15 protein-coding genes are annotated in these 22394 nt (G+C 66.6%); 10 read left to right on the forward strand and 5 right to left on the reverse strand.

Annotated features, from left to right (window positions below):
• Positions 1–57: 57 nt before the first annotated feature.
• Positions 58–1371 carry an efflux RND transporter periplasmic adaptor subunit gene (locus tag C7R54_RS12880; protein WP_129150824.1) on the reverse strand — a complete coding sequence of 438 codons (1314 nt, stop codon included), beginning with the start codon at positions 1369–1371 and terminating at the stop codon, positions 58–60.
• Positions 1372–1778: 407 nt separating this feature from the next.
• On the opposite strand from C7R54_RS12880, the gene C7R54_RS12885 reads away from it, so the two are divergent.
• The 5 genes from C7R54_RS12885 (at position 1779) to C7R54_RS12905 (ending at position 7057) form a co-directional block, all read left to right on the forward strand.
• Entirely contained in the window at positions 1779–2858 is a 1080-nt protein-coding gene (locus tag C7R54_RS12885; RefSeq protein ID WP_129150825.1) for a LysR family transcriptional regulator, read from the forward strand.
• 66 nt (positions 2859–2924) lie between these two features.
• Positions 2925–3842 carry a LysR substrate-binding domain-containing protein gene (locus tag C7R54_RS12890; RefSeq protein ID WP_129150826.1) on the forward strand — a complete coding sequence of 306 codons (918 nt, stop codon included), beginning with the start codon at positions 2925–2927 and terminating at the stop codon, positions 3840–3842.
• A gap of 209 nt (positions 3843–4051) precedes the next feature.
• Complete coding sequence (locus C7R54_RS12895) at positions 4052–5044, forward strand: tripartite tricarboxylate transporter substrate binding protein (RefSeq protein WP_129150827.1); 993 nt, start codon at positions 4052–4054, stop codon at positions 5042–5044.
• Positions 5045–5145: 101 nt separating this feature from the next.
• Complete coding sequence (locus C7R54_RS12900; RefSeq protein WP_192903646.1) at positions 5146–6444, forward strand: M28 family peptidase; 1299 nt, start codon at positions 5146–5148, stop codon at positions 6442–6444.
• 262 nt (positions 6445–6706) lie between these two features.
• Positions 6707–7057, forward strand: a complete 351-nt coding sequence (locus tag C7R54_RS12905; protein ID WP_129150829.1) for a hypothetical protein — start codon at positions 6707–6709, stop codon at positions 7055–7057.
• Between the two features lie 116 nt (positions 7058–7173).
• On the opposite strand, the gene C7R54_RS12910 is transcribed toward C7R54_RS12905, so the two are convergent.
• Positions 7174–7749 (reverse strand): BPSL1445 family SYLF domain-containing lipoprotein, encoded by a 576-nt coding sequence (locus tag C7R54_RS12910; protein ID WP_275669691.1) that lies wholly within the window; start codon positions 7747–7749, stop codon positions 7174–7176.
• A 167-nt stretch (positions 7750–7916) separates the two neighbouring features.
• The gene (locus C7R54_RS12915; RefSeq protein WP_377814558.1) at positions 7917–10427 is read right to left on the reverse strand and encodes a glycogen/starch/alpha-glucan phosphorylase; all 2511 of its coding nucleotides are present in this window, start codon (positions 10425–10427) and stop codon (positions 7917–7919) included.
• 437 nt (positions 10428–10864) lie between these two features.
• On the opposite strand from C7R54_RS12915, the gene C7R54_RS12920 reads away from it, so the two are divergent.
• The 3 genes from C7R54_RS12920 (at position 10865) to C7R54_RS12930 (ending at position 14874) form a co-directional block, all read left to right on the forward strand.
• Positions 10865–11785, forward strand: coding sequence for a hypothetical protein (locus C7R54_RS12920; RefSeq protein WP_129150831.1), 921 nt, complete (start codon positions 10865–10867; stop codon positions 11783–11785).
• A gap of 39 nt (positions 11786–11824) precedes the next feature.
• A complete protein-coding gene (locus tag C7R54_RS12925) occupies positions 11825–12973 on the forward strand; it encodes a hypothetical protein (protein WP_129150832.1) in 1149 nt (382 codons plus the stop codon).
• Positions 12974–13110: 137 nt separating this feature from the next.
• A complete protein-coding gene (locus C7R54_RS12930; protein ID WP_129150833.1) occupies positions 13111–14874 on the forward strand; it encodes a hypothetical protein in 1764 nt (587 codons plus the stop codon).
• Positions 14875–14876: 2 nt separating this feature from the next.
• Here C7R54_RS12930 and C7R54_RS12935 read toward each other — a convergent pair whose 3' ends face one another.
• Entirely contained in the window at positions 14877–15947 is a 1071-nt protein-coding gene (locus C7R54_RS12935) for a DUF481 domain-containing protein (protein WP_129150834.1), read from the reverse strand.
• A 267-nt stretch (positions 15948–16214) separates the two neighbouring features.
• Between C7R54_RS12935 and C7R54_RS12940 the strand changes: the two genes are divergently transcribed.
• Both C7R54_RS12940 and C7R54_RS12945 read left to right on the forward strand, forming a co-directional pair.
• Positions 16215–17423: a metallophosphoesterase family protein gene (locus C7R54_RS12940; RefSeq protein ID WP_129150835.1), complete on the forward strand. Its 1209-nt coding sequence runs from the start codon at positions 16215–16217 to the stop codon at positions 17421–17423.
• Positions 17420–20089, forward strand: coding sequence for an AAA family ATPase (locus C7R54_RS12945; protein WP_129150836.1), 2670 nt, complete (start codon positions 17420–17422; stop codon positions 20087–20089). Before C7R54_RS12940 ends, C7R54_RS12945 begins: the two co-directional genes overlap by 4 nt.
• 7 nt (positions 20090–20096) lie before the next feature.
• On the opposite strand, the gene C7R54_RS12950 is transcribed toward C7R54_RS12945, so the two are convergent.
• Positions 20097–22370 (reverse strand): 3'-5' exonuclease, encoded by a 2274-nt coding sequence (locus C7R54_RS12950; RefSeq protein ID WP_129150837.1) that lies wholly within the window; start codon positions 22368–22370, stop codon positions 20097–20099.
• Between the last annotated feature and the right edge of the window lie 24 nt (positions 22371–22394).

A 22394-nucleotide genomic window follows, 5' to 3' on the forward strand; every position in this document is an offset into this window, starting at 1 on the left:
GCTTATCCGTTGGCGGCGGGGGTGGCTCTCATGGGCGAAGGTGGCATCGGCGGGGCTTCATGCGGGATTGACGGCGGCGGCCCGGCTATTAGCCTGGGCATTCGGCTGGCTATTAGCGTGGCTATTGGCCTGGCTATTGGCTCGGGTATTGGCCTTGATGTCGGCCTTCGCCTCCGCCGCATTCCCTTCAGGCGCCTGGCGCTGCCCCACGGTGGGCCAGTTCCCCGCCATCTGCACGACATGCGGATCGACCTGGTCGCCCGGCCGGATGCGTTGCAAGCCATTGACGACGATGCGCTCGCCGGCCTTCAACCCGCTGTCCACCACGCGCAGCCCGCCCTGGTTGGCGCCCAGGCGCACCTCGCGGTACTGGGCATGGTTGCTGTCGTCCAGCACCATCACGAAGCGCTTGTTCTGGTCCGTGCCCAGTGCCTTTTCGTCGATCAGCAAGGCCTCGCGCGGCACGCCCCCGCCCAGGCGGATGCGGGCGTACAGCCCCGGCACCAGGCTGCCGTCGCGGTTATCGAAGGTGGCGCGCACGCGTATCGTGCCGGACGTCGTGTCCAGGCGGTTGTCGACGTACTGCACCGTGCCCTGGCGCGAGTAGCCGTCTTCATTGGCCAGGCCCAGGTCCACCGGCACCGGCGCGCCCTTGCCGGTGCGCGCGGGATTCACGTACTTCAGGAAAGTCTGTTCATCCACGTCGAAGGATGCGTACATGCGGTCGACCGAGACCAATGTGGTCAGCGGCACGGACCCCGCGCCGGCTGCCACCAGGTTGCCCTCGGTCACCTCGGCCTTGGACACCTGGCCGGACACCGGCGCCAGGATGTGGGTGTAGCCCAGGTTCAGGCGGGCGATTTCCAGGGCCGCCTGGGCCGCCTTCAGGTTGGCGGCGGCTTCGCGGGCGTCGTTCTGCTTCTGTTCGAGGTCGCGGCGGGCGATGGCGTTGTCCGCGATCAGGCGGTTGGCGCGCGCCAGGTCGGACGTCGTGTAGGCCACGCGCGCCTGCGCGCCGGCCAGGTTGGCTTCGGCGCGCGCGACTTCGGCCTGGTAGGGCAGGGGGTCGATGGTGAAAAGTTCATCACCCTTGCGCACCAGCGCGCCGTCCTTGAAGCGCACGGCGACCAGGGTGCCGGAGACGCGCGGGCGGATTTCCACGCGGTCGACGGCCTCCAGGCGTCCCGAATAGCTTTGCCAGTCGGTGATCTGGCGCTGCACCACCACGGCGACGTCGACGGGGGTGGCTTGCGGGGCGGCCGCGGCCGTTGCGGGGGTGCCGCCGTGGCCGCGCAGCACGGCGACGCCGCCGGCCACGAGGATGATGGCCAGCGTGCCGGCCAGGGCAAAGCGATTGCGCGATTTGGTCATTACGGTTCCTTGAGCGGAATGCGTACGGCTACCGACCAGTCTTTCCGCTGGGGCGCGAGTGGCGCCGGATCACGTGCGACGGACGCGGAGCGGCATCCGGGCCGGGCTGAGAGCCTGGCCTGCGCGGGGTTATTGTGTTTCTGTCCACGCCGGGGCATGGCGGCCGGCGGGCCGGTCCTTGACGAAAACCGGCGTCGCGCGGGGGTGATTCGTGATCGAGATGTGAGCGGAGCGGCTCGCCGTGGCTGCGGGGGCCGCCTGGTCCGTAACCGTTCGGTTGTCGGAATGGCGGCATTCTGGCTGTTTTGTTCCCCTGAATAAATATCTCTGCACAAACAACACTATTCGATGCGGGCGAACAATAATTTGTTCATAATCTCGACACACCCCCCAACCCGAGGTACGCCATGGACCGCTTCCAGGCCATGCAGGTGTTCACCAGGGTCGTCGACGCCAACAGCTTCACCCGGGCCGCCGACCATCTGGGCCTGCCCCGAACCACCGTCACCACCATTATCCAGAACCTGGAGAAGCTGCTCAACGTGCGGCTGCTCAACCGTACCACGCGGCGCCTGAGCCTGACGCCGGACGGCGCGGCTTACTACGAGCGGTGCATACGCATCCTCGCCGACGTGGACGAGGCCGAGGCGGCATTCCAGGATGCCTCGCGCCGGCCGCGCGGCAAATTGCGCATCGACACGCCCGCCGCCATTGGGCGTTTGATACTGATACCGTCGTTGTGCGAATTTCACGACAAATACCCGGACATCGAACTGTACATCGGCATGGGTGACCGCCCGGTCGACCTGGTGCAGGAGGCGGTCGACTGTGTCATCCGTGTCGGCGAACTGCAGGATTCCAGCCTGGTCGCGCGCCGCATCGGCATGTTCGAGGGCATCAGCTGCGCCGCGCCCAGCTACATCGAGCGTCACGGCGCGCCCACCACGCTGGAAGAGCTGGCCGACCACAAGGCGGTCAATTATTTCTCCAGCCGCACCGGCCGTCCCTTCGATTGGGACTTCATGGTCGATGGCGCCACCGTGGAAGTGAAGATGAACGGCGTCGTGTCGGTCAACGATGCCGATGCCTACATGGCGTGCGGATTGCAGGGCTTCGGCCTGATCCAGCCGCCGCGCTACATGGCCTTGCCTTATCTGCAAAGCGGCGAACTGGTGGAAATCCTGTCCGACTGGAAGCCCAAGTCCATGCCGATTTCGGTGGTCTATCCCCACAACCGGCATTTGTCGCCCAAGGTGCGGGCGTTCACCGATTGGGCGGCGGAGATCTTCAGCCGCTGCCCCTTGCTGAGCGGGCGCGGCGACGCCGTGGACAGCGTCTGCACGTGGGCCGGCGAGCAATTGCACCGTGGCGGCGCGGCGAAGGTCGCCGAGAAGGTCGCGGCCAAGGCGCAGGCCAACGCCGGCGTCCTGTCGCTGGCGGCGCACCTGGGCGACGTGGGCGACCGCGTAGAGACCGCCCGCATCTGATGGGGCGCCCCGATGAACGCGACCCCGCGGCCGGCGGCATGAAGTCGGCATGAAAGTGAAGTTGGCATGAAGGGCTCGCGCCAGTCGCTCACGTCGCTGCGCATTTTCCTTGCGTCGGCCCGGCACCTGAATTTCAGCCGGGCCGCCGAAGAGCTCAGCCTGACCCAGAGCGCCGTCAGCAAGCATATCCAGGCGCTGGAGTCGCGCCTGGGCGTGAGCCTGTTCAAACGCCTGCCGGCGGGGTTGCGACTGACCTATGCGGGTGCGCTCTATCTGGAGCGCGTCGGCGCCGCCATGCGCCTGCTCGACGAAGCCGATGCCCTGGTGGCGCGGCCGGACGCCCGCGTGGCGCTGAATATCGCGGTGTCGCCTTCCTTTGCCCAGTTCTGCCTGATACCGGGCTTGCGCGAATTCTTCGACGCGCATCCCGACATCCGCATCAACGTGCGGCCGCGCCTGGTGCATGGGCGCGACAGGACCGAGCGCTTCGATGCGGAGATCCAGCTGCATACCGGCCATATGTCGGGCATGTCCGCGCAGTACCTGTGCGGCCGGGAAATGGCCCTGGTGGGCGCCGCGTCCCTGTTCGCGCGCAACCCGGTCCGGGACATCGCGGACCTGGCGGCCGTGCCGCTGCTCAAGCGCGCCCAGCGCGGCTATGGCTGGGACGAATGGAAAAGCCAGGTCGCGCCCATGTGGCCCGGGCCGGCCGCCAGCGCGCCCGAATACGAAGGCTTTTCCGTGCTGATGCCGGCGGTGCTCAACGGCCTGGGCGTGGCCATCGCGCCTTTGTGCATGGTCCTGGATCCCTTGTGCGCAGGCCTGCTGGAGCGTCCGTTGGGCGAGACGGTGGACGGCCGCTACGGCTATTACCTGATGCGTCCGCGCCCGGATGTGGGCGGCCCTTACCTGGACGCGTTCTGCGACTGGATCCTGGCGCGCGCCGCCAGTCTCAACCAAGCGGTCGAAGCCCTGCGCGGTTGAGGCGCGCGCGTCGCGCCACGAACCGGCCCGATGGACGCCGGCCGACCCGCCGGCCCTCTCGCAGCCGCTGGACCATGGTCAATTATTGCATCGTTATTCCAATATGGAATACCGCATGCCGATATATCGCTTCCGACGCCCTCGCCGTGGGAGCAGAATGCAAGACTGTTTCCATTAGTTTCTGAGTCTTGCTCTCCACGCCTCCTGCCATGCTTATCCTTCAGCCTCTCAAGTCCATCAAGGCCCTCCTTGCCACCGCCTCGGTCGCGCTGGCCTGCGCCGCGCCCGCGGCCATGGCGGCCTATCCTGAACAGCCTGTCCGCATCATCGTGCCGTACACCGCCGGCGGCAGCTCGGACGTGATCGCCCGTGCCATCAGCGACGAATTGACCGCCGAACTGGGCCAATCGGTGATCGTGGAAAACCGGGCGGGCGCCGGTTCCATGATCGGCACCGCCTACGTGGCGTCGGAGAAGCCGGACGGCTATACGCTGTTGTTGGCGGACGTGCCTTTCACCATCGTCCCGGCGCTCTATGGCGACCGCGTCAAGTACGACGCCGCCAAGGATTTCGCGCCGGTCTCCCTGCTGGGCCTGTCGCCCATGTACCTGTTCGTCACGCCCAGCTTCAAGGCGCAGTCGGTGGCGGAAATGATAGAGATGGCGAAGGCCAAGCCGGGCACGATATCGATAGGCTCGGGCGGCAATGGGTCGCTGACGCACCTGATGGCGGAACTGCTGATGCTGAACACCGGCGCCAAGCTGGTCCACATCCCCTACAAGGGAGCATCGGCGGCAGCCAACGACCTGGCCGGCGGCCAGATCGAAACCAGCTTCACCACCATGCCCACGGCCAGCGCCTTGTACCAGGGCGGCAAGATCCGCCCCCTGGCCGTGTCCAGCCCGCGGCGCCAACCCGACACGCCCAACGTGCCTACTTTCGATGAAGCGGGCGTGCCCAATATGACGGTGCAAAGCTGGTGGGGCCTGGTGGCCCCCGCCAAGACGCCCGCCCCCGTGCTGGCGCGCCTGAATGCCGCCATGGAAAAGGTCATGCAGTCGCCCAAGATCAAGAGCCGCTTGAACAGCGTGGGCGTCAACCTGCCGGCCGACACCAGCGCCCAGGCCTTGCAGACCCTGCTGACCGCGGACTTCGCCCGCTGGCAGGACGTCGTCAAGCGCGCCGACGTCAAGTTCGAATAGGACCAGGACGAAGCCGCAAGGCGAAGCACAAGACGCGTGCGCACGACTGCGCACGCATATGCACGCATATGCGACCCCGCATAAGAAGAGAGGAGATCAGGATGGACGCCTGGTTGTCGACGGCCGGCGCCGATGTGGCGCTGATGGATGATTTCAACGCGATTTGCGCCTTTGGCGGCCGCCTGTCCGGTTCCGGCCAGGACACGGCGGCGATCGCCTGGGCCCTGGAGCGGATGCGTGCCACCGGCGGGACGGTGCGCAAGGTGCAAGTGCCTTACGACGGCTGGCGCGCCGGCCGCGCCGCCTTGCACCTGCTGTGCGGCGAACCGCGCGCCTTGGCCTGTCGCGCGCTGTTGCGGTCGGCCTCGACGCCGGCCGACGGGCTGGTGGGCGAGGTCCTGGACCTGGGCCAGGGACGGGTGGAGGACTTCGAGCGCGCCGGCGACGCGGTGCGCGGCAAGATCGTCCTTGTTCGCCATGAATATCCCTTCTCGCCGACGCACCTGCACCGGCGTCGCAAGTACGACCAGGCGGTGGCGCGCGGCGCGATCGGTTTCCTGATCGCCAATCCCTTGCCCGGCCGCGGCGTGCTTTCGGGCTCGTCGGGGCGCCCGCGCGGCGCCGCCGGCATCCCGGCCGCCTATATCGACTTCGAGGCCGGCCAGGCCCTGGCGGCGGCCGCCGCTTCGGGTCGCTGCGAAGTGCGCTTGCTGCTCACCGGCGAGGAACTGGAGAACTCCCTGGCCGACCTGGCGATACTCGATATCCCGGGCGGCACGGACAGCCGCATCGTCATCAGCGCCCATATGGATGGTCACGACCTGGGCACCAGCGCGCTGGACAATGCCACGGGTGTTGCCGTCGCCCTTGCCGCCGCGCGCGCGCTTGCGCCCCGCATTTCCGCGCGGACGCATGGCTTGCGCGTGTGCTTCTTCACGGCGGAGGAATGGGCCCTGGCCGGCTCGGCCCGTTATCTGGACGATATGGATCCCGCCGAGCGAGCCACGCTGAAGCTGAATATCAACCTGGACACGGTGGCCGGCGACAGCGTCCTGACCGCCCTGATCAGCGAGTATCCCGCGCTGGCGCCTTTCGTCTCGGCGGCCGCCGTGGACGCGGAGATGTCCGTCGGTACGTACTTGCCGTTCATGTCCAATTCGGACCACGCCAATTTCGCGCGCCACGGTATTCCGGCGTTGCGGCTGACGGCAGGCTTCGACCGCCCGGATTCCAACGTGAACAACATCCTGGCAGCCGGCGATGTGCCCGGCGTCATCGACGCCGCGGACTTGCGCAATGCCCTGCGCGCCACGTGCGCCATGGCCTGGCGCGGCCTGACCTTGCCGCAAGGGGAACTGGACGCGCTGGCGGCCGGCAGCAGGTGGACCACGTCGGCGTGAATCCCGCCGGGGGACCGCGGGATCAACCACACGCGGGGGGGATGGTTAGCAAGCTCGCGCAATATCCGGTCATTTTCAGAACTTTCCGACAGTGGAAGTAATGAAAAAGATCGTTCCGGTGGAAATGATTCGAGCTAGAATTTTTTACTTCCCTTCCCCCCAAGGCTCCACATTTCCACCGGCATCGTCATCGCATCGGCACGATAGCCGTGCGGGTCGTGGGCGTGTGCGCGCCGTAACGGCTACGCGCCAAGAGTTCCTCATGATCCATATTTCATATTCCGAAGGTTGCCGTCCCAGCCTGGGTTGCAGCGACGACGATATGGATGATGGCGAGCATGGAGAAGATCCCGGACGCGGGAAGCGTTCGGATTCCTCCGCGCTGACGACGCTGGCATCGTGCCGCGCCGGCTTGCATCCCTACGATCCCGGAGGCAGGTCATCCGATGTCGCGGGCTGCGTTTCCGACATCGATCGCGCCCTGGGCAGGGGGCAAGTCGCGGAGGCCGGGGGGCGGGTTTCCGTGCGCGCTGCCGTGCGGCTGTCCGTGCGAGCGTCCGTGCGCACCACGTCCGTGCAGGCCGGCCGGTCGCATGGCGTCTCGTACGCCTGAACTCCTGTCCGGGCACGGCAGCCAGAAAAATGCCCGCACGGCAATGCCGGCGGGCGTTTTTCAATGCGCTGTGGCAGGAGGCGGGAGGGTGTCCCGCGACGGCGCCACGGGCGGGATCAAAGATCCAGCTTGCTGATCTTCGTGCCTTCGATGGACAGGTTGGCCATCAGACCGGCGTTGGTCAACACGAAAGCCACCACCGCCTGGCGCGCCGTCGTGGTGTCGACCGCACCGTTCGCGCCGATCTTGGCCAGGGCCACGGAAGCGTCCGCGCCGGCCGTCCAGCCGTTGCTGTTGCGGAATTTATCCAGTTCCGGCTGGGTCATGAACATGATAATGACCGCCTTGGACTGGGCACCGGCCTGCAAGCCGAACGAGCCTGTCGTGGTGCTGTAGTAGCCGGAGGGGGCGCCTCCTACCTTGAGCACGCCTTGGCCGTATTCGGCACCGAACAGGAAGCCTGCAGCCAGCACGTTCGGGAAGACCAGGATGCCCTTGGCCTTGTTGCCCATTTCACGCGAACCCGGCACGGAGCTATAGAGACGGTTCAAGGTGGCATCCGCACCGCTGTTCAATTCCTGGCGTTTGTTGGCGCTGGTTCCACCGGAATTACTGCCTGTGGTGGTGCAGGCGGCCAGGGCGGCGGACATGAGCAGGGCTGCGGGCAGGGTGACGAATTTGCGGCGGTTGATCATTGTTATCTCCGGCTGGGTGGAAGGCGACGGCTGTCGCCCTGTTGAGACATTATTCGCTGTTCAAGGGTTTAGATAGCGACATTGCTCTACGAGATGCAACTACCGTGCCCGAGCTTCGCCGGATCGTCTTGCGCCTGCGAAAACCTGCCAGGCTGCCGGGCTTTTCAGCGTTTTTCCACGGGCACCGCACGCGCTTTCCAGATACGGTCGCAGTACTCCCCGATGGCGCGATCCGACGAAAACTTTCCCGATCGCGCCGTATTCAGGATCGACATGCGGGTCCAGGCCTGCGTATCCCGATAAGCCTGGTCCACCCTGCTGTGGCAAGCGGCATAAGAATCATAGTCCGCCAACAGCATATAGGGGTCATGATTTAGCAGGTCGTCGATCAGCGGAGCGAACAGTGCGCTGTCGCCGCGCGAGAAGAAGCCCGACCGGATCAACTCGATCACGGCATGCAGTTCACCGTCGCGCCGCAGGAAGTCCATTGGGCGGTAGCCTTCCCGCCGCAGCGCATAGACTTCCTCCGCGGTCAGGCCGAACAGGAAGAACACATCCTCGCCGACCTCGTCGCGGATTTCGATATTCGCGCCGTCCATGGTGCCTATGGTCAAGGCGCCGTTCATGGCGAATTTCATGTTTCCCGTGCCCGAGGCCTCCTTGCCGGCCAGGGAAATCTGCTCCGACAACTCGGCCGCCGGATAGACGCATTGGCCCACCGTCACGCTGAAGTTGGGAATGAAAACTACTTTGATCCGGTCGCGCACGTCCGGATCATGGTTGATGACGTCGCCGATGGCGGTGATCAGCTTGATCATCAGCTTGGCGCGCATATAGCCGGGCGCGGCCTTGCCGCCGAAGATGAACGTGCGCGGCGTGATATCCAGATTGCGCTGCGACTTCACGCGATGATAAAGGGCCGCGATGTGCAGCGCCGACAAGTGCTGGCGCTTGTACTCGTGGATGCGCTTGACCTGGACATCGAACATCGAATCCGGATCGACCTTGATGCCGGTCTTGCGCAGCAGCAGCGAGGCCAGGTCTATCTTGTTGGCGCGCTTGATCGCGCGCCATTCCGCCGCGAAGGCGGCATCGTCGGCATAGGGTTCTATTTCACGTATGCGAGACCAGTCCTTGATCCAGCCGTCGCCGATGCACCGGGTGACCAGCTTGCCCATGCGCGGATTGCTGAGGGCGACCCAGCGGCGCGGGGTGACGCCATTGGTCATGCTGGTGAACTTGTCCGGCCACATGGCGTAGAAGTCCTTCAGCAAGTCGCGCTTGAGCAATTCGGAATGGAGGTCCGCCACGCCGTTGATGGCATGGCTGCCGACGCAGGCGAGATGCGCCATGCGCACATAGCGTTCGCCGGACTCGTCGATCAGGGACAGGCGCGCAATGCGGGTTTCGTCGCCAAAGAAGTGGATGCGGGCTTCGTTGAGGAAGCGGGCGTTGATTTCGAAGATGATTTCCAGGTGCCGTGGCAGCACGCGGCGGAATAACTCCAGGGGCCAGCGCTCCAGCGCTTCCGGCAGCAGGGTGTGATTGGTATAGGAGAAGGTCTGGCGGGTAATGTCCCAGGCGCGATCCCAGGGCACCAGGTGCTCGTCGATCAGCAGGCGCATCAGCTCGGCCACGCCGATGGAGGGATGCGTGTCATTGAGCTGGATGGCGAAGGATTTATGAAAGGAAGTGACCGGCTGTCCCCGGTGCTGCTGCAGGCGCAGCATGTCCTGCAGGGAGCAGGAGACGAAGAAGTACTGCTGCTCCAGCCGCAGTTCCTTGCCCTGCACACTTTCGTCATTGGGATACAGCACCTTGGTGAGGTTTTCCGAGGTCACCTTCTTGTTGACCGCGCCCAGGTAGTCGCCACGGTTGAAGGTATGGAAATCGAAAGCCTCCGTCGCTTCGGCCCGCCATAGCCGCAGGGTATTGGTGGTGTCTACGCGGTAGCCGGGTATGGGCGAATCGAAAGGCACGCCCGCCACCGTCTTCTCCGGCACCCAGCGCACGCGGAAGCGGCCGCTGTCGTCGGTATATTGCTCGGTGTGGCCGCCCAGCTTGACCTGCACCGCCCATTCGGCGTGCTGAATCTCCCAGGGATTGCCATAGCGCAGCCAGGCGTCGGTATTCTCCACCTGCCAGCCATCCATGATGGTCTGGTAGAAGATGCCGTATTCGTAGCGGATGCCATAACCGATGGCGGGGACCTCCAGCGTCGCCAGCGAGTCGATGAAGCAGGCGGCCAGCCGGCCCAGGCCGCCGTTGCCCAGGCCCGGCTCCTCCTCCTGGCGCAGCAATTCATCCAGGTCCAGGCCCAGCTCGCTCATGGCCAGGCGGATTTCATGGGAGATTCCCAGGCTTAGCAGGTTGTTGCCCAGGTAGGGACCCATCAGGAATTCGGCCGACAGGTAGGCCACCGTGCGGGCGTTGCGCTTCTGGTGGGTGGCGGACGTGTCGAACCAGGACCGCACCAGCCGGTCGCGCACGGTATGGGCGAGCGACTGGTACAAGTCGTTTTTCGAGGCGATTTCCAGCGATTTCCCCTGCGTATACAGCAGATGGTCGAGGAAAGCCCGTTTCAGCGACTCGCGGGAGAGCGAGGATCGATCATGTTCGGGATGCGCCACGGAGGAATCGGCGGCGGACACGGCAGCGTTTGCAGGATCGTTCAAGACTAGTCCTCATGCTTAGGCGGCTGTCCCTCAAAGTGGGCGCTTATAGCTTGGGGCGGCCCGTTGGCAGAAGTATGCCCCACCCCGCGCGGCTATCGTCGCTTGCTGCTCCTGCTCCCATCGGGAGCTTTTTACCTTGGGAACGGCCCGTAAAAAAAATCCTAATCCAAAAGAGTGGCCGTTTGAAGGCACGGCGTCAACCAAAGCGCAACAAAGATGCGCGCCGCTCGATGCCAAGGCTCGCGGGCCGCCACCGGGTCATTCGGCGGGCGAGGGCGTTAACCGGACCGCATGAGGCGGGGGCCTGCGCGGGGATCGATCGCTGGAGCCCGGTTACTGACCAGGACCGGAACGGCGCCTGTTCCCTGCGCGGGGGGGGCGTTTTTCCATATGTATGCATCTGTAATGCAATTGCGTTGTTTTCGCGAGTCTGAACCATGGCCATCGACCCCGTCTCTCCCGTAAGTGCTCCGCTCGCGCCGGTGAATGTCGACCGGTCGCGTGACGCGGGCGCCCGTGCCGACGCCTATGTGGCGTCACCCGCCGACCGCCGTGCGACCCTGTTCAAGGGCACGAAGTTGTGGCGTTCGTACGCCAAGGGCGCCAAGAAGCGATACGTCCAGCCGCAACGGAAGAAAACCGCCAGGGAGGAGGTGGACGCGCTTCTTCATAACGCCAATGGCGTGCAGCTCATCGCCGATTCGAAGATCAACGACGCGCGGTCGCGCGAGCGCAAGGAGCGCCGCGAGCGCGTGGAAGCGGCGGCAGGCGCGCCCGGCGCCCCGCGCCTGGTCGACATACGGGAGAACCCGGCCAGGAAGGCCGATGAACATCGCCTGAGGCTGGAGCGCAAGGGCGATGTCGCGACCCGCCACGAAAACCGCCGATCCGCGGCCCTCCGCGCGGCGGGCGCACGGGACGTGGCGGACCACCGCGCCAAGCTGGCCGAGGCTCGCGTGTCCATCGAGGATGCGTCCATCGCGGTGCTGAAGCAGGCGGCGAATTCGCCGCTGGGCCGCATGTCGGAAATTACCGGCATCCACGGCCTACCGGCCGAGGATATCTACCTCCTGTGCGCCAGCGTGCTGGAAGCGCAACGCGGGGCCCCGCTGGGCATGGCGTATGCCATCGCCCGGCCGCACCCGGACCAGCGTGATGTCCATGGGGCGTTCGAGAACCTCGTCGGCTATGCCGTCCGCCAGAATGACCGCGGCGTGCAGCCCCGGGAAGCGATCGCCATCGGCATGGAACGGGCGGACACGCGCACGGTGATCGCAACGGCCATCGGTCTCGTAACGCCGTGGTCCGGGCAAGGCCGTGGCGGGGCGTCGCCTGCCGCGTTGTTGCCTGCCTTTTGATTGACGTCCCGATCGACATTCCGATCGACGCCCTGATCGATGACCACGTTCCGTGCCCTCGTCTGCGACATTCCCGGTTCCGACGCCAAGCGTACCGCCTATCGTGTGGTGCACGATGCATTTTGCGCCGAAGTGCTGCGGGAACTTGGGCAGCGCCTGGAAGGCTGGCCGCCGGCCAGCGCAAGCCGGCTACTGGCTGCGGAGCCGTCGGCGCAGGCCGCGCACTTGCCGGCCTGGCTGAATGACCTGCCCGCGGCCTGGCGCCACGCGCGTGGACAGCTATGCCAGCTAGCCACGAATGCGCCGCGGGCTCGCCGGCATGCCGGCCACCTGGCCTGGGTGCTGTGCGCTACCGTTTTCGACAGCCTGAGCCCGCCGGTCTTGCAGGCCGCGCTGCGCGAGATGCCGGAGGTGCGCCTGGCGGCGCTTTTCGCGTATGGCACGTCCCATCTGCCACTGTTCCAGTACGTCGCCAACCACGAACTGCAACGCCGCCTGGCGAGTGCCAACGCCGAGTCGCAGGCCGTGACCGGCGAAATCCAGGCCTGCGCGGAAGTGGGGCGGTTGCCGGATGCGGAGACGCTAAGGGATTTGTCCATGAGCTTGCGCCGCCGCGCGGTCTTGACCCAGGCGCTGGACGGCGGTTCGAGCACGGCGCTCGCTGCCGCCGCCGCGGCGGTGATATCGACGGCGCAGGACGGCACCGGGCTGGCGCCGGAGCTTCAGGTCCTGCTCGATACCCTGCTCTCGCATGCCGGTGGGCAGGGGGACAACCAGAACGATGGCGATGAAGATACGACGTCGATGGCGTCCATCCTGACGCTGGCTGACAACCATGTGGCCGTGCATGCGTCCGCATGCCTGCAGGCCGTGCGGGCCGTACATCGATTCGTCGCCTTTGCGCGCAGGGGGATGGCGCCCGTCTTCTTCGGCGTCGATGGCAGGCCCTTGCGCCTGGCTCGGCTGCTGGCCGTGCGTGCGGCGCTGGTCGATGACGGTGGCGACAGGCCGGCGCCGCGGATGCAGCTGGTGGCGTCGATAGGCGTGCGGGGCAATCATCCGCCGGTCACGTTGATCATCGTCGCGCACGTGGGCGCTGCCGGCACGGTCACCGGACTGGCGGATTATGCGCAACTGCGCAACGCCAGGCCCGAGAGGAATTCAGGAAAATTCGCGGCTGTCGTGTAATGACCGCCGATTACGGCGGTACCGCAAGCGCTCTAGGATGTCGCTACGGATGGTCGCGTCGGACGTGAGTGGACGGCGTCGCCGCCCCGTTCCTATGCAACGGCCCATCCAGTCGAAATCTGCCATGGAGAGCAAAGATGTTCGGTCCTTCCGCTGTGGGTTCTTCGCTTGCGCTAAACGTGCCAAAGGTGCCGGATCTCCGTTCTGCCGCCATGCCTGATCAACCGGGCTTGCTGCGTCATTGCACGGGGACCAGGCGTCCCGGCTTGGTGATGCAACTCAGGTTCAGGATGGGGTTGGTGTCGGCGGACCAGAGAAGGGCCTATAACCGCGCGAGACTGGCGCGCAACGAGTGCAAGCTGCAACGGGACGCCAGCCGCATCATCAAGGTGACCAAGCAAGCCTTGGAAGGCCGCGCGAGCGGAAAAGGGATGGTCAGGGCCGTGGCGCCCGCGATCGGCAAGTTCGGTCGTCGCGTGGAGAAACTCCAGCGGTTCGCCGATTCGTCGGTGGCGGATGGCATGGCGGGCGTCGTGGTCGAGAAATATGGCAGGACGGGCATATCCGTCGAGCCGATCGTCTATCAGGCGATATTCGACAGCTTGCGCGGACACGATGAAGCGACCAGGAACCGCGTCGTGGACTATATGGCTGGGGCCAGCGGCAATGCCGCGGATCAGGTCAAGGCCCGGTTTCGCGCAAACAACCTCGTGGCGTTCAGTGCCGGAGCCGGAAATCTGGACCGCCAGGCGATTTCCCAGGCGGTGGTTGATGCGTTCGCGGGCGTGCGGGAGGCCGAGGCGCTGCGGCAAGCGCTGACGGGTGGATACCTGGATGTGAAAAAACTGGTATTGGTGGGTGAACACATCAGCGCGGATATTTGCGACGCCGCTCGCTTGAGCGACAAACTCGCGCTGGCGGAGGCGCCCGGCCCGAAAGGTCCGGATGCTGATATCGTGGGCACGCCCGCGTCCCGCACGGCAACGGTACGCGCAATCGAGCGAGTCGTGGACCGGCTGCCGGCCCGTCGGCGCAGCCAGCTTGTCCGCGATGTCGAGGCGCACGAGGACGATGTTGCCGCATTGATGCGGGCGCGGAATCTGCAAGGGGCCTTGCACGCGGCTATGGCCGTGGAGAGCATCCATGGCGCGCTGTCGGCGCGGCGGTCGGACGCGCTGGCTGCTCTGGACCGGTACACGGCAAGGCAGCTGGACGCGGACTGCAAGCGCCTGGAGGCCACCTTCGGAAAGAAAATGCCGTTCATCACACGCTCCTTCGGCCGCGGCTTCGGCGGCAGCAAGGCTAACGTCGAGCGCGCGTGGACGAAGGATGTCGGGAAAGTAGCGCGGGGTTGCCTCGCGGCGTGTGGCTACTATCATGACGAAACCCGCGCGGGCCGGGTGGATGACTTGGGCCGGCGGGAGACGGGCCGGCAGGATTATTACCTCGTCCTCGCCAAGCACGTCGCCGTCAGTTACCAGGCCGCTGTGAACCGGCGCGTGCGCTTGGCGGACCGCTTCGATATCCAGCAACAGGTGTATGAGCAGTTGCTGGCGGCCGATGCGGCGTTGGCACCCGATAAGACGCAGCCGCCCGTCGGGGCGGCCGGGGGGCGCGAGCGCGGCTCGACGGTTGCGTCGGCTGCGCCGCTGGCGCTACCGGCGACGGCCGTTCCCCATATCTACGACAGAGTCGCTCCCACCATTGCCGACGTCGTGCACGACGAAGCCCTCTATGACGTGCCGAGCGGAATTCGGATCGATGAGAACACCGCCAGCAACAGCGTCAGGAACGAAATCGTCAGGAACGGCTCCGATAGCGGTCATGACTCAGGCCTGGATGGCGACGACGAGCACCATGCGCCTGCTATCCTGGGCGCGGGCTACGGCAAGGACCGCTGACGTCACCACGACAGGCCTATGCCCGTGCTGTAGATCGATTCGTTCATGGTCTGGCGCGTGCCGCTGACCTGGTCCCGCGCATATTTGACGTAGAGCGACAGGAAGTTATTGATGTTGTAGCGCAGCCCCGCCTCGCCGTTGATGCTGAATTGCGCGTTGGCGTCGAAGGGGCGCAGCAGTTCGCCCTTGGTGTAGATTTCGAACTTCTTGCCGCTCAGGTAGCGCGAATAGTCCCACCGCAGCGCGCCCGCGTAGGAGGACTCGCCCGTGCCGTCGTCGTAACGGTAATTGACCCGGCCAACGAGCGCCGACATGGAGAACGCGCCCAGTTCATTGTCCCAGAACTGATAGCCCGGGCCCGTGCCGTAGGCGATCTGGCGTCGCACCTCCTCCACCGTGTCGCCGCGGTAAAGGCCGCGAAATTGCCAGAAGGCCTTGTCAGTGAAGAAGCGGTCCAGCGTGTAGTTGCCGCCGTAATTGTTGACGCTGAGGGTATGGTCGTCCTTGTCGCGGTTGTAGTTGAAACTCAGGCGATTTCGCCACAGGCCCTGGCGCGCCTCGGCGTTTAGCGCCACCGCGTAGACCTGGCTGGTGGTGGCGGACTGCGTCTGTACGACGGAGGCGTCCAGCCGGCCCTTGAAGGAGGTGTCGCCGAATGGCGTGTTTTGACGGTTGATGCTGTCCAGCGTATTCAGCGGTACGCTGGCCTGGACAGCGCGCGCGTCATCGGCCTCGATGATCGTGCCGGCCAGGGTGACCTTGCCGGGATCGCCGCGCACCAGCTTGGCCTTGTATTCACGCGCCTCGTCCTTGTCGCGGATGGTCAATGGGCCAGCGCTCTGCAACGTGGTGACATGCTTGAAGTCGATACGCACGTCGCCGGCGTAGGGGGTGGAAACCAGGAGAAACCCGCCGTCCAGGGATTTGATCGTGCCGGTCAGATGGTCGCCATTGTCCATCCAGACCGTGTCGGCCAGCGCCGCGGCGGTCCGCAGCATGGCCATGAAAAAGACGAGTAGCAGCAGGAGTTTGTCGTGACGTTTTGCTCGTTGCGCCATGGCGAGGGCCGGCATGTCGGGTTCCTTGTTCAACGTTGTATCGCGTAACACTTACCGGCGTATCGCGCGCGCCGTGCGCGCGGGACACCAGGAGGGAGCGTTTCGGACGTCCGCGTATCGGCTTGCCGATGCCCCCGGGCTGCGGCAAGGCAATGCCGACACGCTGGCGTGCGTTACCGCACCAGCCGCTGCGGGCCGCCCCGGGGCCGCTGCTACACTCGCAGGCAAACCACGGCACGCGATAGCGCGCGCCGGCTTGCGGACTGCCTGTGGGGCTTCCCTGTGCTAAAGATATTGCATACCTCCGATTGGCAAATCGGTAAGCTTTTTGGTCAATTCGATTCCGATGATGCCGCGCTGTTGGCCGATGCGCGCTTCCTCGCGGTCGAAGCATTGGCGCAGCTTGCCCAGATGGAGCAGGTCGACGCCGTTCTCGTCGCCGGCGACGTTTTCGATGCGCAGACCGTGGCGGACAAGACCATCCACCGGTTGTTCAAGGCCTTGGGCGGCTATGCCGGCCCATGGATCATGATTCCCGGCAATCACGATGCGGGCCTGGTCGAGTCGGTATGGACGCGGGCGCGGCGCTTGGGGGCGGTGCCGGAAAATGTCACGATCTGCCTGCGGCCCGAACCCTTGATACTGGCCCGGCCCGCCGTGGCCATTCTGCCGGCGCCGATGACCCAGCGCAATACTTACGCCGACTTGACCGAATGGTTCGCCGGCGCCGAGACGCCGGCCGGCTTGCCGCGTATCGGCATGGCCCATGGCAGCGTGCAGGGCATCCTGGCCGAGGCGATCGATTCCACCAACCCCATCGCCGCCGGACGCGCCGCGCAGGCACGCCTGGATTATCTGGCCCTGGGCGATTGGCATGGGGCACGCCAGATCGATGATCGCACCTGGTATAGCGGCACGCCGGAGACCGATCGTTTTCGCGCGAATGCGTCGGGCTGCGCGCTATTGGTCACGCTGGATTCCGGCGGTCCGCCACGCGTGGATGTCCGGCCCACCGGCCGCTACCGCTGGCAAAGCACGGCGGCGACGCTGCGCGTGCCCGGCGATGCCGACGGCGTCATCGCCACGCTGGCCGGGCTGGCCGCGCACGATGTGGTGCAGCTGGACATCGACGGCCAAATCGACCTGGACGGCCATCGCCGCCTGCTGGCCGCGATCGAGCAGGCGCGCGGCACGGCGCGTGGCGTGTTGGCGGACCTTGGCGGCCTGCGCCTGGCGCCGACCCAGGAGGATATCGATGCCTTGCAGGCCGACGGCTATGTAGGCGAAGTCATCGCCGAGCTGCGCGCCGCGCAGGAGGATCCCGCCAGCGGCGAGCAAGATGCGCGCATCGCCCGGGATGCGCTGGCGCTGCTTGCGGGCATGCTGGATACCCGTGCGGGGAGCGGCCTTGAGCCCCCACAGCCCCCACAGCCCCCACAGCCCCCACAGTCTTCACCGTCGCAACCACCGGGACAGGGCCAGCCGGCATGAAGCTCACCCATATTCGCATCGCGCAGTTTCGCCAGTTCCGCGAGGCCATCGACATCGACGGCCTGGCACCCGGCCTGAACCTGTTCACCGGACCCAACGAAACCGGCAAGAGCACGATAGTGGCCGCGATACGCGCCGCCTTCTTCGAACGTTACCGGTCCAACAGCGCCGAGGATTTCCGGCCGTGGGGCGACGGATCGGCGGCGCCGTCGGTCATGCTGGATTTCGAGCACGACGGCGAGCAGTACCAGTTGTTGAAAAGCTTTCTAGGCAAGAAACGCTGTGAACTGCGGATCGGCGCGCGGCGGCTCGACGGCGCCGAAGCGGAGGATCATCTTGCCGTCCTGCTGGGTTTCCAGCACGCCAACAAGGGCGCCAGCAAGGCCGAGCACTGGGGCATCCCGGGCTTGTTGTGGATGGCGCAAGGCACGGCGCAGGAAGTACGTGAGCCCTTGGCGCACGCCACGGGGCATCTGCGCTCCGTCCTGAACAGCGCGGTGAGCGAAGTGGCCAGCAGCCATGGCGACGAGGTCATCGCCCGTGTCGAGAGCGCGCGCAACGAATTGCTGACCGCGCGTACCGGCAAGCCTACGGGAACCTACCTGGACGCGCTGCAAAAGCGCGATACGCTGGAGGCATCGGCGGCCCAGGTCGCCGCCGAGATCGAGGAGTACCGCCACAAGGTGGACGCGCTGTCGCGTTTGCGCCTGGCGCACGAGGCCGACGAAGCGCAGCCGCCTTGGCTGGAGGCGCGTGAGCAGGAGCGGTTGGCGGCGCGGCGCCTGGAGGAGATCCAGGGGATAGAGCAGGCCCTGGGCGAACAGCGCATCCGCGTGACGCAGGTCGAGGAGCGCGCGGCCCTGTTGCGCGCACGGCTGGATGCCTACGCCGGCGAGGCGCGCACGGCCGATGCCCGCCGGACGGCGTTGGCGCAGGCGCGCCAGGCGCATGAGGCCGCCGCCGCATCGGTGGCGCCATGGCGCGCGCGCCTGGATGACGCGACGCGCCAGCATGAGGCCGCCCGCCTCGATGCACAGGGCGCGCGCTTGCGGGAACGGCGTGCCGCGCTGGACCGCGAGCACGCTGCCCTGCAGGCGGGCGTGCATGCGGCCACGCAGGCCCTGGCGTCCGCGCAGGCTGAACAGGCGCGCCAGCAGGAGCACGCGCGCCGCGCCGCCGCCTTGCGCATCACCGATCGGGACCTGACTGCCTTGCGCGAGCAGACGCGGCAGCAACGCGAACTGCAATTGCGGCTATCGGCGGTGGCTACCCGGCTTGAGTTTGCCTTGGAGGCCGGCCAGGCCATCGAGATCGACGGGCAGGCGGTCCAGGGCAGTGGCGAACGCCAGCTCTCGACAGCAACCGCCTTGACGCTGCCGGGGGTGGGGCGCCTGACGATTACGCCCGGCGGGTCCGATCTGGCGGCTTTGCGGCGCCAGGCCGGCGAAGCCGCCGAGCGTCTCGCTTCCATGCTGCAGGGCCTGGACCTGGCCTCGATGGACGCCGCCGAAACGCGCGCGCGAGAGTACGACGCGGCCTTGAAACAGGCCGACGTCGCGGCCGCCACGCTCAAGGGGCTGGCGCCCCACGGCATCGATGCCTTGCGCGCGCAATTGGCCAACGACGAAGCGCGCTTGCGCGAGGTGGAGCAGGCGCTGGCGCAAGTGGAGCGGGAGGGGCAGCAAAACGGCAGCGCGGCGGACGCTCCTCGTGTTTCCGTGCAGGAGGCCGAAAGCCGACTGGTCGCGCTGGAGCGCTCGCTCAAGCAGATCGGCGCGGACCTGCACAAGGCCCAGCTGGCCGAAAGCGACAGCCAGGCGCGGGTCGATGCGGCACGGCGGGAGCATGACGCCGCCATGGCCTTGCTGTCCGTCCCGGGCCGCGCGGACAAGGAGGCGGCCGCGCAACGCGCCCTGGACGAGGCGATGGCCGAGGCGGCCTCCGCGCGTGCGCGCGTGGAGGCGCTGCTGGCCCAGGTGGAGCAGGCACGGCCCGACATTCTCAAGCAGGATCTGGAACGCTATCGCCGTAGCGCCGAACAGCTGGAGCAGGCGTTTCATCAGCGCCGCGATGCCTTGATGCGCCTGGACGTGGAATTGCAGGCCGCGGGCGCGCGCGGCCTGGAAGAGCGGCAGGCGGAGATCGCGCGCGACCTGGCGCAGGCACGACGGCATGCGCTGGAGTTGACGCATCGCGCGGAGGCGCTGGATCGCCTGTTGGCCTTGCTGCGCGACAAGCGGGCGACATTGACGGCGCAGTTGCAGGCGCCGCTCAGGCTGCATCTGCAACGCTATGTGCAATTGCTGTTTCCGCAAGGCGATGTGGGCCTGGATGCCGACCTGATGCCGGGCACCCTGGCACGCGCCGGCGCGACGGGCCTGGAGTCGGCGGCGTTCCACGAACTGAGTTTCGGAGCGCGCGAGCAACTGGGCGTGATCAGCCGCCTTGCCTATGCCGACCTGTTGCTGGAGGCGGGGCGGCCGACGCTGGTCATCCTGGATGACGCCCTGGTGCATAGCGATGCGCAGCGCCTGGCGCAGATGAAGCGCATCCTGTTCGACGCGGCGACGCGCCACCAGGTATTGCTGTTCACCTGCCATCCCGCGAATTGGCGCGACATGGGCGTGGCGCCGCGCGCGCTGGAAGGATTGCGGCTGCACGGCTAGCGCCGGCTCAGTCCCGCCCCGTGGGCAGCCACGGGCGCAGCGGCTCGATATCCACGCCATCGGGCGCGTACCAGACCTTGCGCGTGGGATCCCAGCGCGCGCCCAGTTTCTTGACGTGCTCCTTGTCGGCGTAGGAAACCTTGAGTTCACGCCTGCCGGCTTGGGGCGCGCCATGGGCCGCACGCGCGGCGCCCGTTCCCGCGCCTGTCATGCTGCTGGCCGCTGCCTGCGCTTGGCGTACTGCCTGGTTGGTCTGCACCGCCGCGTCGGAGCGGGCCCGCGTCGCGGCGATATCCATGCGCGCGATATAGGGGCTGCGCCAGTGCTCGTCGGCGGGCGTGATCAGGGTCAGCCGCAGGCGCGCGCGCGTCGCCGCCACGTAGAACAGGTTTTCCTCTTCCCGCGCGGCACGCAAGGGATGCGGGAATTCGCCGGCGGAGAGGAAGGGCAGGACGACATGGTCGAACTCCTTGCCCTTGGCTGATTCCACGCATTCGAGCAGCACCAGGTTCTTGCCGCGGCGCGCGGCGACGAAGGCGTCGGCGGCGCCGATCCAGGCGGCGAAGTCCCTTAGCGAGCGGCCGGAAACCCGTGCGGCTTCGACGAAACCCTGGACCGAGCGCGTGACCACTTCGGTGTCGTAGGGATGGACATACAGCCGCTGGGCCAGGCTTTCCACCGCCACGTCGGCGCAAATGCGCAATAGCGCTTCGTGCGCGGGCGCATCGTCGGGCAGGCCGCGCACATGCTCGATCGCGGCGGCCATGCGGCGGCGCGCGGCCTCGGCGCCGACCCGTTGGACCTGGTATTGGAAAAACATCTTCAGCAGTTCAGGCTGCCGGGCGATGTCGCGCTGGGCCTGGGCCAATTCCTCGGGCGTCATCGGCACTTCGCCAAACAGCGCCAGCGCGGCGACGATGGCCTCGCGCACCGGCATGGCCTCGACCGTGTGCAGATTGTCCAGCGCGACCGCCAGCATGCCGCGCAGGAAAAGGATTTCCTCGCGCCGCAGGTAGCTGGACATTGTCTGCGTGCGATAGCCGATGTCGGCCTGCATCAAGGCGTTTTCGACGGCGATGGACTGATGGCGGTCGCGCAGCAGGATGGCGCAGCCATCGAGCGGATGCTTGTCCGCCTTCCAGCGGCGCAGCGCCGCCACGACCTGCTGGGCGCAGGCGTCGGCGCCAGCTTCTTCCCGTGGGCTGTCCCGCCTTTCGTCCTGTGTTCCCGCCCGCGGGGCGACATAGGGATAGGGCATCACGTGCAGGTCGGTCTTGACCGGAAGCCCCGAGCGCACGGGCTTGCGCTTGAAGGCTTCCATGGCATGGGCCAGGTGGGGGCCATGGCGCCATGTCACCGTCAGGGGGTAGTTGACCGTGGCCGGGAAGCGGGCGGCGAAGCGGTGGTCCAGGTATTGCTCGTCCGCGCCCAGGCGCGAATGGATCACCTGGTCGCGGTCGCCCGCGCCGACGAAGTACACCCCGTCGCGCGCCAGCAGTGTTTCCAGCACGGTGTAGGCGGCCTCGTTCAGGTCGTGCAGTTCGTCGGCCACCACCAGGCGGCACGCGGGCAGGGCGTCGGCGGACTCGGGAAAATCGCGCAGCAAACGGGCGAGGTCGTACGTGGCGTCCCACGGACCGCGAAACTGCGGCGTCTCGCCGCCGCCCAGGCGCAATCTTTCGAATTCCTGTGCCCATAGCAGGTCGGTCAGCGAGATGCCCAGGTCTTCCGCCACGTGCGACAACGGCTGTTCCTCGTCCTGTTCGCCGATGTCCAGCGCCAGGCGGGCCTTCAGGTTCAGCAGGCTGTCCAGGAACTGGCTGATCGCGCTGTCGTGGGTCCGTATCTCCAGTTGGTCGGCATAGGCCGGGTATGCATCGGCCAGGCCTTCCAGGGCATCGAGCGCCGGCGCCTTGAGTTCGCGCGCCGACAGCAGCGGCAGCGGCGCATCGTCTTCCAGGCGGGCCAGCACCCGTTGCGCGAGCTCGTCCAGGGTCAGCACCGGCAATTGCGCCACCGTCGCGGCAGGCAGGCCCACTTCCTGCAAACGCGCGCGCATTACCTGGCGTGCCTCGGGCGTGAAGGTCAGGGCCAGGACGGCTTGTGGCGCCAGGCCGCGCGCCAGGGCTTCGCCCACCCGCAGCGCCAGGGTGGTGGTCTTGGCGGCGCCGGCGTTCGCGTGGACCAGGCAGACGCGTTGGCGCGCCAACTGGATATCGCGTTGCTCGGGCGTGGGGACCAGGCCGGCGGGGATGAATTGAGGGCTGGGGCTGTCGGTCATCGGATCATGGGGAAATACGGGTGG

This window comes from Achromobacter aloeverae, from assembly GCF_004121055.1.
Lineage (GTDB): Bacteria > Pseudomonadota > Gammaproteobacteria > Burkholderiales > Burkholderiaceae_B > Bordetella_C > Bordetella_C aloeverae.